At 32.8% G+C, this 12,463-nt stretch carries 9 protein-coding genes; 8 read left to right on the top strand and 1 reads right to left on the bottom strand.

Going from position 1 to position 12,463, the window contains the following annotated elements; all coding sequences use genetic code 11:
• Both infB and BJG89_RS08545 read left to right on the top strand, forming a co-directional pair.
• The gene (gene infB, locus BJG89_RS08550) at positions 1 to 2,103 is read left to right on the top strand and encodes a translation initiation factor IF-2 (protein WP_096810060.1); all 2,103 of its coding nucleotides are present in this window, start codon (positions 1 to 3) and stop codon (positions 2,101 to 2,103) included.
• 343 nt (positions 2,104 to 2,446) lie between these two features.
• Positions 2,447 to 3,442 (top strand): hypothetical protein, encoded by a 996-nt coding sequence (locus BJG89_RS08545; protein WP_096810058.1) that lies wholly within the window; start codon positions 2,447 to 2,449, stop codon positions 3,440 to 3,442.
• A 73-nt stretch (positions 3,443 to 3,515) separates the two neighbouring features.
• On the opposite strand, the gene BJG89_RS08540 is transcribed toward BJG89_RS08545, so the two are convergent.
• Complete coding sequence (locus BJG89_RS08540; RefSeq protein WP_096810057.1) at positions 3,516 to 4,388, bottom strand: HTH domain-containing protein; 873 nt, start codon at positions 4,386 to 4,388, stop codon at positions 3,516 to 3,518.
• A gap of 672 nt (positions 4,389 to 5,060) precedes the next feature.
• Here BJG89_RS08540 and rbfA point away from each other — a divergent pair.
• The 6 genes from rbfA (at position 5,061) to rnjB (ending at position 12,111) form a co-directional block, all read left to right on the top strand.
• Entirely contained in the window at positions 5,061 to 5,405 is a 345-nt protein-coding gene (rbfA, locus tag BJG89_RS08535) for a 30S ribosome-binding factor RbfA (protein WP_096810056.1), read from the top strand.
• Between the two features lie 126 nt (positions 5,406 to 5,531).
• Positions 5,532 to 6,449 carry a tRNA pseudouridine(55) synthase TruB gene (gene truB / locus BJG89_RS08530; RefSeq protein WP_096810055.1) on the top strand — a complete coding sequence of 306 codons (918 nt, stop codon included), beginning with the start codon at positions 5,532 to 5,534 and terminating at the stop codon, positions 6,447 to 6,449.
• Between the two features lie 13 nt (positions 6,450 to 6,462).
• Entirely contained in the window at positions 6,463 to 7,434 is a 972-nt protein-coding gene (gene ribF / locus BJG89_RS08525; RefSeq protein ID WP_096810054.1) for a riboflavin biosynthesis protein RibF, read from the top strand.
• A 105-nt stretch (positions 7,435 to 7,539) separates the two neighbouring features.
• Positions 7,540 to 7,809 carry a 30S ribosomal protein S15 gene (gene rpsO, locus BJG89_RS08520; RefSeq protein WP_096810053.1) on the top strand — a complete coding sequence of 90 codons (270 nt, stop codon included), beginning with the start codon at positions 7,540 to 7,542 and terminating at the stop codon, positions 7,807 to 7,809.
• Between the two features lie 154 nt (positions 7,810 to 7,963).
• The gene (gene pnp / locus BJG89_RS08515; RefSeq protein ID WP_096810052.1) at positions 7,964 to 10,063 is read left to right on the top strand and encodes a polyribonucleotide nucleotidyltransferase; all 2,100 of its coding nucleotides are present in this window, start codon (positions 7,964 to 7,966) and stop codon (positions 10,061 to 10,063) included.
• A 374-nt stretch (positions 10,064 to 10,437) separates the two neighbouring features.
• Positions 10,438 to 12,111 carry a ribonuclease J2 gene (gene rnjB / locus BJG89_RS08510; RefSeq protein WP_096810051.1) on the top strand — a complete coding sequence of 558 codons (1,674 nt, stop codon included), beginning with the start codon at positions 10,438 to 10,440 and terminating at the stop codon, positions 12,109 to 12,111.
• Positions 12,112 to 12,463 lie beyond the last annotated feature (352 nt).

The raw sequence follows: 12,463 nt of genomic DNA, 5'->3' as shown, positions 1-12,463 counted from the left end.
ATGAGTAAAAAAAGAATTTACGAATACGCCAAAGATTTAAAATTAAAAAGTAGAGATATTATAGATGAATTAAAGAAAATGGACGTTGAGGTAACGAGCCACATGCAAACGTTAGAAGACGACCAAATTAAGGCATTAGATAAAGTATATAAACCTGAACAAGCTAAACAATCAGAGAAATCACAACAACAAGGTCAAAGCCAACAAAAAACGACAAATAATAAACCTAATAAAAAAGACAACACTAGTAATAACCAAAAGCAAAATAATAAAAACAATAAAAAGAATAATAAAAACAACAAAAATAATAAAAAGAATAAGCAAACTAAACAAGAAGAACCAAAAGAAATACCTTCACAAATTACTTATCAAGAAGGTATAACTGTTGGAGAACTTGCAGAAAAAATAAATGTAGATTCATCAGAAATTATTAAAAAATTATTCTTATTAGGCATAATGGCAAATATTAACCAATCATTAGATGACGAAACTTTGGAATTAATCGCTGGTGATTATGGTGTAGAGATTGAAAAAGAAGTTGTAATCGATGAAGAAGATTTATCGATTTACTTTGATGACGAAACAGAAGACGAAGATGCAGTAGAAAGACCTGCAGTTGTTACAATTATGGGTCACGTTGACCACGGTAAAACAACATTATTAGATTCTATTCGTCATACAAAGGTAACAGCAGCAGAAGCTGGTGGTATCACTCAACACATTGGTGCATATCAAATCGAAAATGATGGCAAGAAAATCACATTCCTGGATACACCAGGACACGCAGCTTTTACAACGATGCGTGCGCGTGGTGCACAAGTAACAGACATCACAATTTTAGTAGTAGCGGCGGATGACGGCGTTATGCCACAAACAATCGAAGCCATTAACCATGCTAAAGAAGCTAATGTGCCAACTATAGTAGCGGTTAATAAGGTTGATAAACCAACTGCTAACCCAGACCGTGTTATGCAAGAATTAACAGAGTATGGTTTAATACCTGAAGATTGGGGCGGCGATACAATTTTCGTTCCACTATCTGCATTAAGTGGTGAAGGTATTGAAGATTTACTAGAAATGATTGTATTGACTTCTGAAATGCAAGAATTAAAAGCTAACCCAAGTAAGAAAGCAGTAGGAACAGTGATTGAAGCTGAATTAGATAAATCACGTGGACCTTCTGCATCACTTTTAGTTCAAAATGGTACATTACATGTCGGTGATGCATTAGTTGTTGGTAACACTCACGGTAGAATCCGTGCAATGGTTAACGATTTAGGGCAACGTATTAAATCAGCAAACCCTTCTACACCGGTTGAAATAACAGGCATTCATGATGTGCCTCAAGCAGGCGATCGTTTTGTTGTATTTAAAGACGAAAAACAAGCAAGACGTATCGGTGAAGCACGTCATGAAGCTAATGTATTACAACAACGTCAAGAAAGTAAGAGCGTGTCATTAGATAACCTATTCGAGCAAATGAAACAGGGCGAAATGAAAGATTTAAACGTAATTATTAAAGGTGATGTTCAAGGTTCAGTAGAAGCACTTGCAGCGTCCTTAATGAAAATTGAAGTAGAGGGCGTAAATGTTCGTATTATACACACAGCAGTTGGTGCGATTAACGAATCAGATGTGACATTAGCAAATGCTTCAAACGGTATTATTATCGGCTTTAATGTGAGACCTGACTCTGGAGCAAAACGTGCAGCAGAAGCTGAAGGCGTAGATATGAGATTACATCGTGTAATTTACAGTGTAATTGAAGAAATTGAAGCTGCAATGAAAGGCTTGTTAGACCCAGAATACGAAGAGCAAATCATTGGACAAGCGGAAGTACGTCAAACATTTAAAGTATCAAAAGTTGGTACCATTGCTGGTAGTTATGTTACAGATGGTAAAATTACTAGGAACGCTGGCGTACGTGTTATTCGTGATGGCATTGTGCAATTTGAAGGCGAACTTGACACATTAAAACGTTACAAAGATGATGCTAAAGAAGTAGCACAAGGCTATGAATGTGGTATTACAATTGAGAAATATAATGACTTAAAAGAAGGCGACATTATTGAAGCCTTTGAAATGGTTGAAATTAAAAGATGATTATTAAACAAAAACACGCTATATCAATTAAGACAAGTTTCATTATAAAATGATTAATTACCGTGAGCTAAAAATTTATATTAGCTTACGGTCTTTTTATGTTGAATATGTTATCTTGTGGGTAAGAGGTATAATATGCTAATAATACAGTTTTTGAAAATGAGATTAACTCAATATTTTCTCAAATCACTAATTTAATGTTCAAAAATTAAAATTTAAATCCCGTCTTTTTATGATTGTAAATGAGTGTAAAAAATATAGTGAGATTGCTTAATACCTTTAACATAGACACTAGTTGTCTATGTACTTAATTAAAATTAAGATAAATAGGAGGTTATAAGTTATGAGTGAATATTTAAAAGAAATCAATGAATTTTGGCAGGAATACATGGCTCAATATAACTCTATTTATGATTTAGATACCTTAAATAAAATGGTAAAAAATAATGACACAACTGCTTTCTTGCACCCACAAGATTTAGCATATTTAAAAAAACATTTTGGGGATAATTTCAGTGAGATACCAAGATTTAAAAAAATGGTTGATTACGCAAATGGAAAAGTTAAAATTAATAAAAACAGACAACGCGTGGTTCAAGAAAATGCAGAAATAAGTCCTGCAATAGCTAGACCTTACTTTGGTAATCCTGAATCAGCAGATATTGTTATATTGAAAAAACAAGCAGAAAACGATTTTAAAATTAATGATCCGAACTTACCAGTAGAAGTAGTATTACGTTATCGCAACAGAGTGTTAAGTGATATTCAAGGTAAATTAAAAATGAATGGTCAAAAAATATTTCTCCCCTACTTGGATAGGCATTGTTGGTTTGAAAAATATTTATATAGCAATGGATCAATCCTAAAGCAATTTAGGATTAATCCTAACAGAGTAATGGTAATGAATTTCTTCCCATATCAAACAGGGCATACAGCAGGATTACCTAAAGATTTTTTAACATCCAACCATTATTTACCCTCACAAGAAATGAATTTTGAACTTATGTTAAAAATTATTAATGATGAAAAACCAAGAATTTATATTGTTAGTGAAGAAGAATTGTTTATATCCATATTTAAAAATTTCGCAGATAGCGAATTGTATCAATACCTTGTAGAAAATTTATTCGTACTTTCTTCTAAACAGAATAGGCATATTACTGTCTGCAATGTGTTAAGTTATAAAGAACATATTACTCGGCTAAGAAAAAAAGAAACATTGAGTAAAACGGATTACTATAATTGGAATAAGCAACAAAAAATAGAACGTGATCAAGGGAATTCTGATTTTATACAAAAGCTAAAAGCGATTCAGCGTCCAGCTGAACTGCTTCATTGATTAAATATTAGTTTGTACAACTTGAAAAAGGTGATTTTCGTTTTTTAAAAATGAAAATCATCCTTTTGCTATTTTAGATATCATAGTTTTTAAATAACGATTTTAATTTAATTTTAAAGTCTTCAACATATTGCGAAGGTTTTAATAAGGTAATTAATTGAGGAAATTCAAGTGCAAGGGTGAAGCATTCTTTTTTTGAAATAATAAGTTCAGCGTTAACATAATTGTCGTCTATATTTGCCGTCATAATTATAAATTGTGATTTTATTTCAGACCAAATTGAATTGTGAATGTTTATAGTGACAGTTGGGGTTTTCATAAAAACGCTATTATCAAAAGATTCGTCATGCTGGTAAACGTGATTGATGGAAGTTAAATCATGGATGTGGATGTTGCCATTGTATAAATAGGTAACCCAAAAATGTTTATTGAAGTATCGTGTATAGATTGGGATAACTTTAAATGTCTGGTGATTTATATCGTTGATTGAAATCATTTGATTATTTTCAATAGCGAGTTGAATTTTCAAAATTAAGGTTGATTCAGTTAATTCACGATTAATATGAAATTGATTTAATAAAGTGTTAGACAGTAGCTTTTCTGCTAAATTAGAATGTGCATTTAATCCTAATATCAAATTATATGTATCTTCATGAATATTAGGGGTGAAACTTTTCATTCTAAACAGTAAGTTGAGGATTCTGTGATTTTTAAACTTAAAACGGTCAATTCTAAGACGGTGCCGACCTATATTGTTTTCGTAAACGATTCTGCCATTTAATCCTTCCCATTCTTGATCTTCGTATAAAAAATTATTTATATCACTGAAATCTCTTTGTATTGACCTAATGTTAACGTTAAGGCTTTGTGCTAGTTCTTCTTTACTCAATTTCTTTCCATTTAACAAACGAGTATAAATATAAAGCAATCTCTCTGATTTATCCAAATATACACGCTCCTAACTAATTTAATAGACAGTCAAATATCTAATTAGCTTAAATTATAACATGTTTCATTTCTATAACGTGTAAAATTTTAAGTGAATAAAAAATAATTATAATTATTTTAGAAATTTTAAAATTTAAATAACGTGCTTGATTAGTGATTTAGAAATATGTATTGTCTTGAAAATGTAATAATGTTTCATTAAAATACAGTTTGGCAATATAAATTGTGCCTAACTGTTGTTATAAAGTATAATAACCGATAGGTAATAAAGAAGTATGTTAAAATTACTGACACCATTAACAGTATATAGTTTAAATAAAGCATAAATTGATATCATATTCTTAAATTACAGGGAGAGGCATAAACGCTTTGTCATTTTATAAAACTAGCCTAAGTTAATGTGTCATACAATGGATTCAGATCGCAATATTCTGTTTTTAGAATACTTTAATGATTATGATTAACAAAATAGTAAAAATATGTTTTTGTTTTAGCCACTTATACAAATGTATTAAATAAAATATTTGGATAGAACAGGGAATTATGGCATTATGTCATTTTCATGAATAAAAAATTGAATGAAATTTGTTTGACGGTATGAAATAAACTGTCATATAATCTGTTAGTAAGGGAAGTATACATGTAGTATGATATATGTGAGGTGAAATTTATGAATATGAGAGCTGAACGCGTTGGCGAACAAATGAAACAAGAAGTTATGGATATCGTTAACAATAAAGTGAAAGACCCAAGAATTGGTTTTCTAACCATTACTGATGTGCAATTAACAAATGATTTATCTATTGCAACAATTTATTTAACTGTACTTGGAAATGACAAACAAATTGAAGATACGTTTAAAGGTTTAGAAAAAGCAAAAGGTTTTATAAAATCTGAAATTGGTTCAAGAATGAGATTAAGAATTGTTCCAGAAATCAAATTTGAGTATGATGAATCAATCGATTACGGAAATAAAATTGAAAGAATGATACAAGATTTACACAAAAATGATTAATATAAGCAAGCTGAAACAGGAAACCTTTAAGGTTGTTGTTTCAGCTTTTTTATGGCCATTTATTTGTTAATACGTGTTAATATAAATAAGGAATGATATAAAAGAACGTTTAAAGGTGGCGTAAGCATGTATAATGGTATATTGCCAGTTTACAAAGATCGTGGTTTAACAAGTCACGATGTTGTATTTAAATTGAGAAAAATTTTGAAGACAAAAAAAGTAGGACATACTGGTACGTTAGATCCAGAAGTATCAGGCGTGTTGCCAATTTGTATAGGGTCAGCTACTAAGGTGAGTGACTACATTATGGAAATGGGCAAAAACTATGCTGCAACTGTCTATTTAGGGTACAGCACCACTACAGAAGACCAAACTGGTGACATTTTAGAAAAAGAGATAATCAAGGAAAATGCGGTGTCATCTGAACAAGTGGATTATACTTTAGATCAATTTAAAGGAATTATTACTCAAATTCCGCCCATGTATTCTTCAGTAAAAGTAAAGGGAAAAAAACTTTATGAATATGCAAGAAATAATGAAACAGTAGAAAGACCATCTAGAGAAGTTAAAATTTATAATATTCAACGGGTATCTGACTTACGTTTTACAAACCATGGTTGTCAATTTGATATCCACGTGGAATGTGGAAAGGGAACTTATATTAGAACGTTGGCAACAGATATAGGGAAAGCACTCGGCTTACCGGCGCACATGTCTCAATTAACTAGAACACAAAGTGGTGGTTTTGATATTAAGGAAAGTTTGGCGGTCGACGACATCAAGTCACTACATGAGCATGAAACATTACAAGCATGCCTTTTTCCTATAGAATATGGATTGAAAGGTCTGAAAAGAATTGACATTTCAAATGAAAAACAAAAATTTCAGATTCTAAACGGTCAAAAATTTAATGTAAATGAATTTGAGCAACCAATTGATACAGTGGTTGTGATGTTTGACATGAAAGATAATAAGGCGTTAGCCATTTATACACCACATCCAGATAAACCATATGAAATTAAACCCAAGAAGGTATTTAACTAAAGGAGAAATACGCATGAAAGTAATTGAAGTAACTCATCCAATTCAAGAAGATCAATATATTTCAGAAGATGTTGCAATGGCTTTTGGCTTCTTTGATGGCATGCACAAAGGCCATGCAGAGGTATTTGATACTTTAGAAAAAAAAGCACAAGAATCGGATTTAAAAAAAGCAGTAATGACTTTTGATCCCCATCCGTCAGTGGTGTTAAATCCTAAACTTAAACGAACGGATTATTTAACACCTATTCAAGATAAAATAGAAATTTTAGAATCTTATGGTATTGATTATTGTATCGTCATTAATTTTTCTTCTAAATTTGCAAACGTCAGCGCAGAAGAGTTTATTCAAGACTATATTATTAATAATCATGTTAAAGAAGTGATAGCAGGATTTGATTTCACCTTTGGTAAATTTGGTAAAGGTAACATGCTCATATTAAGTGAAATGTCCGAATTTAATACAACTATCGTGAGTAAACAAGAAATTAAATCAGAAAAAATATCTACTACTGAAATTAGAAAAGCGCTGAAAAGCGGAGAATTACAAAAAGCAAATGATGAGTTAGGTTATCGCTATCTTATCAAAGGAACAGTTGTACAAGGTGAGAAACGCGGACGTACAATTGGTTTCCCAACTGCAAATGTACAACCCAGTGGAGATTACGTGTTACCTAAAAACGGCGTCTATGCCGTAAGTATGAAAATAGGCGCTGAAGAAATAATTTATCGTGGCGTCGCAAATGTTGGTGTGAAACCAACATTCCATGACCCTTCTAAGGCTCAAGTGGTCATAGAAGTTAACTTGTTTAATTTTCATGAAAATATTTATGGTGAGCGCGTCATTGTTTATTGGCATCATTATTTAAGACCAGAAGTTAAATTTGATGGTATTGACCCTTTAGTAGAACAAATGAATAAAGATAAAGAAAAGGCGAAATACTTACTTTCTGTTGATTTTGGCGACGAAATATCATATAATATTTAAGTCTAATGTGTTTCGCACATTGAAGGCACCTTTACCTTGGCAGTTCGAGACTCCGACGGTCTGCTCAGATAAAGGCGCATAAAAATAAAAAGGAGGAAATTGACTATGGCAATTTCACAAGAACGTAAAAATGAATTAATTAAAGCATATCGTACACACGAAGCGGACACTGGTTCTCCAGAAGTACAAATCGCTGTGTTAACTGCAGAAATTACTGCATTAAACACTCACTTACGTGAACATACGAAAGACCACCATTCACGTCGTGGACTATTAAAAATGGTAGGTCGTCGTAGACACTTATTAAACTACTTACGTAGCAAAGATATTCAACGTTACCGTGAATTAATTAAATCATTAGGTATTCGTCGTTAATCTTTAGACGTATATGAATGGGGAAAGAACCTTTGGGGTCTTTCCCTTTTTTATAATTTGATATTTGAAACTATATAATAAGTTATATACTAATATAAATAATGATTGATAAATGATATGATAGGACTAATAGATAAATGAGAGGAGATTCATAATGTCTCAAGAGAAAAAAGTTTTTAAAACTGAATGGGCAAATAGATCTTTAACGATTGAAACGGGACAGCTTGCAAAACAAGCAAACGGTGCGGTACTTGTTAGATATGGTGAAACAGTCGTGTTATCAACTGCTGTCGCCTCAAAAGAACCTCGTGATGGTGACTTTTTCCCATTAATGGTTAACTATGAAGAAAAAATGTATGCTGCAGGTAAAATACCAGGTGGCTTTAAAAAACGTGAAGGACGTCCAAGTGACGAAGCTACATTAACAGCACGTTTGATTGATAGACCAATCAGACCGCTTTTCCCAAAAGGTTATAGATATGACGTCCAAATTATGAATACAGTATTAAGCGCTGATCCAGATTGTTCTCCTGAGATGGCAGCGATGATAGGTTCATCAATGGCATTGAGTGTTTCTGATATTCCTTTCCAAGGGCCCATTGCAGGCGTGAATGTAGGTTACGTTGATGGCGAATACGTGATTAACCCTACAGTTGCACAAAAAGAAGTGTCTCGTCTTGACTTAGAGGTTGCAGGTCATAAAGATGCTGTAAATATGGTAGAAGCTGGTGCGAGTGAAATCACAGAAGATGAAATGCTTGAAGCTATCTTTTTTGGACATCAAGAAATTCAGCGTTTAGTTAGCTTCCAAGAAGAAATTATTGATCATATTCAACCAGAGAAAAAAGCGTTTGTTCCAGTTGAAAAAGACGAAACACTTGTTGAAAAAGTTAAGAATTTAACAACATCATATGGATTAAAAGATGCAGTGTTAACTTTTGATAAACAACAACGTGATATCAATTTAGATGCACTTAAGGAAAAAGTTGCAGCAGTATTCGTTGATGAAAATGATGACGAAAATGAAGATTTAATCAAAGAAGTTTATAGTATTTTAGATGACTTAGTTAAAGAAGAAGTTAGACGTCTAATAGCAGAAGAGAAAATTAGACCTGATGGTCGTAAAACGGACGAAATTCGGCCTTTAGAATCAGAAGTTGGTATTTTGCCAAGAACACATGGTTCTGGGTTGTTTACAAGAGGACAAACTCAAGCCCTTTCAGTATTAACTTTAGGTTCAATGAGTGAATACCAAATCCTAGATGGACTTGGTGAAGAAGAGCAAAAACGCTTTATGCATCACTACAACTTCCCTAATTACTCAGTTGGCGAGACAGGTCCAGTTCGTTCACCAGGTCGTCGTGAAATTGGACATGGTGCACTAGGAGAACGTGCGTTAAGCCATATTATTCCAGATGTTAAAGATTTTCCATATACAGTAAGAATTGTAAGTGAAGTATTAGAATCAAATGGTTCATCTTCTCAAGCTTCTATCTGTGGTTCAACATTAGCGTTAATGGATGCAGGTGTGCCAATTAAAGCACCAGTTGCTGGTATCGCTATGGGATTAGTTACACGAGACGATAGTTATACTATATTGACTGATATCCAAGGTATGGAAGATGCGCTTGGCGATATGGACTTTAAAGTAGCAGGTACATCTGAAGGTATTACTGCTATTCAAATGGATATTAAAATTGACGGGTTAACTAAAGAAATTATCAAAGAAGCGCTAGAGCAAGCTAGAGCAGGTCGCCTAGATATATTAGATCACATGCTTCAAACGATTGATACACCACGTAGCGAATTAAGTGCTTTCGCACCAAAAGTTGTAACAATGACAATTAAACCGGAAAAAATTAGAGATGTTATTGGACCTGGCGGTAAAAAAATCAATGAAATTATTGACGAAACTGGTGTTAAATTAGATATTGAACAAGACGGTACAATATTTATTGGTGCAGTTGATAAAGAAGCAATTGAAAAAGCGCGCAGTATCATTGAAGAAATTACGCGTGAAGCAGAAGTGGGAGAAGTATACGATGGCAAAGTAAAACGTATTGAAAAGTATGGTGCTTTCGTTGAACTATTCCCAGGTAAAGATGCGCTTGTACACATTTCTCAAATTGCGAATGAACGTATCAATAAAGTAGAAGATGTGTTGAAAGTAGGAGACACATTTAAAATTAAAGTTACAGAAATTGATAAACAAGGTAGAGTAAATGCCTCACATAAAGCATTGTTATCTAAATAGCATGTATGCGTAGAGACTAGTAAAATGATGAGAACTTCTTACAATAGAATTTTCGAGATTCTATTGTAAAAATGTTCCAATCAGAAAAACTGGTTTCTTTTTTTATTTCCCACTATTTATGAGTTACAGTTGTGTTTTTTATCAATGCAATTCCGTAATGCAATTCTGTTTTAAATACTAAATCATTTACATAAAAACTGAATCCAATCTATCTAGCGTTATTGTGAGTTACTTTCCCAATCATAAAAGCGAATAACCTGTATCATTTATGATAAATAGGGTAGCTACTTTAATAGTGTACATAAGGCCTATTTTAACTTATAATAAACTATGAGTTTACATATGGACGGGTAATTTAAATAGGAGGTAACATTTTGAGTTTAATTAAGAAAAAAAATAAAAATATTCGCATTATCCCGCTCGGAGGAGTTGGAGAGATTGCGAAAAATATGTATATCGTTGAAGTAGACGACGAAATGTTTATGTTAGATGCAGGATTGATGTTCCCAGAAGATGAAATGCTGGGCGTCGATATTGTCATTCCTGATATTCAATACGTAATAGAAAACAAGGATAGATTAAAAGGCATTTTTCTTACGCACGGGCACGAGCATGCTATAGGGGCTGTAACTTATGTGCTTGAACAAGTTGACGCACCAGTTTATGGTTCTAAGTTAACAATCGCATTAATTAAAGAAAATATGAAAGCCCGTAACATTAATAAAAAAGTGAGATATTATACAGTTAATAATGAATCTATCATGCGTTTTAAAGGCGTGAATGTCACGTTCTTTAATACAACACACAGCATCCCAGATAGCCTAGGCATTTGTATACACACATCATACGGTGCAATTGTATACACAGGGGAATTTAAATTTGACCAAAGTTTACAAGGACATTATGCACCTGATTTGAAAAAAATGACGGAGATAGGTGAAGATGGCGTATTTGCTTTGATTAGTGACTCAACAGAAGCTGAGAAACCAGGCTATAATACACCAGAAAACGTGATTGAATCACATATGTATGATGCATTTACAAAAGTCAGAGGTAGATTAATTGTTTCATGTTATGCTTCTAACTTTATTCGTATTCAACAAGTTTTAAACATTGCACAAAGACTTAATAGAAAAGTATCATTCTTAGGACGTTCATTAGAAAGTTCATTTAATATTGCTAGAAAATTAGGTTATTTCGATATATCTAAAGATTTACTTATACCAATTAATGAAGTTGATAATTATCCTAAAAATGAAGTTATTATTATCGCTACCGGTATGCAAGGAGAACCAGTTGAAGCTTTAAGTCAAATGGCGCAAAAGAAACACAAAATCATGAATATAGAAGAGGGAGATTCCGTCTTCTTAGCAATTACTGCATCTGCTAACATGGAAGTTATTGTAGGTAATACATTAAATGAACTTGTCAGAGCAGGCGCAGAAATCATTCCAAATAGCAAGAAAATCCATACCTCTAGTCACGGGTGTATGGAAGAATTAAAAATGATGATAAATATCATGAAGCCAGAGTACTTCATCCCAGTAAATGGAGAATTTAAAATGCAAATTGCGCATGCTAAGTTGGCTAATGAAGCAGGTGTGCAACCTGAAAAAATATTCCTAGTTGAAAAAGGCGATGTCGTTAATTATGATGGGGAAGAAATGATTTTAAATGAAAAAGTAAACTCTGGGAATGTGCTTATTGATGGTATTGGCGTAGGTGATGTAGGTAATATTGTATTACGCGATCGTCATTTACTTGCAGAAGATGGCATCTTTATTGCAGTTGTAACTTTAGATCCAAAAAATCGTCGAATAGCTGCTGGGCCTGAAATTCAGTCGCGAGGCTTTGTCTACGTTAGAGAAAGTGAAGCTTTATTAAGTGAAGCAGAAGAGAAAGTGCGTGAAATTGTTGAATTGGGCCTACAAGAAAAACGAATTGAATGGTCAGAAATCAAACAAAGTATGCGTGACCAAATCAGCAAGTTGCTTTTTGAAAATACAAAACGCCGTCCAATGATTATCCCAGTAATATCTGAAATTTAATAATTTCTATTCTAAAACAAAGAGGTTTAGACAAACGCTTAAGGAAAAATATTTAAAAGTAGATTATATGTATGTTATATCTAGATATAATGTACATACAACCTTTAAATAGACTTAGAGCGAATAATGTCTTACCTCTTTTATGTTATTATAAGTATGTAATGAAATGAGAGAACAGTAATCATATGTTTCTAAAAATGACTGCGTGATTTCGTTCCAATAAAAATAGCTAAAGCGAAAATGTAGGGGCGTTAAATACTTTAAAATACCAGGATACATGTATTTTAGTTTATTAATCTGTCTATGAAGTTTAATAGTTTTTATGCAAAAGTTCCCGATTTTGTGTGCGCTT

The organism is Staphylococcus nepalensis (assembly GCF_002442935.1).
Lineage (GTDB): Bacteria > Bacillota > Bacilli > Staphylococcales > Staphylococcaceae > Staphylococcus > Staphylococcus nepalensis.
Note: the sequence above shows the minus strand (reverse complement) of the source record. Positions and strands in the feature narration are given on the sequence as shown.

Bases quoted from the DNA above. Each gene is read 5' to 3' on its own strand.
- rpsO (WP_096810053.1), top strand. From the start codon at position 7,540: ATGGCAATTTCACAAGAACGTAAAAATGAATTAATTAAAGCATATCGT.
- rbfA (WP_096810056.1), top strand. From the start codon at position 5,061: ATGAATATGAGAGCTGAACGCGTTGGCGAACAAATGAAACAAGAAGTT.
- pnp (WP_096810052.1), top strand. From the start codon at position 7,964: ATGTCTCAAGAGAAAAAAGTTTTTAAAACTGAATGGGCAAATAGATCT.
- truB (WP_096810055.1), top strand. From the start codon at position 5,532: ATGTATAATGGTATATTGCCAGTTTACAAAGATCGTGGTTTAACAAGT.
- infB (WP_096810060.1), top strand. From the start codon at position 1: ATGAGTAAAAAAAGAATTTACGAATACGCCAAAGATTTAAAATTAAAA.
- BJG89_RS08545 (WP_096810058.1), top strand. From the start codon at position 2,447: ATGAGTGAATATTTAAAAGAAATCAATGAATTTTGGCAGGAATACATG.
- ribF (WP_096810054.1), top strand. From the start codon at position 6,463: ATGAAAGTAATTGAAGTAACTCATCCAATTCAAGAAGATCAATATATT.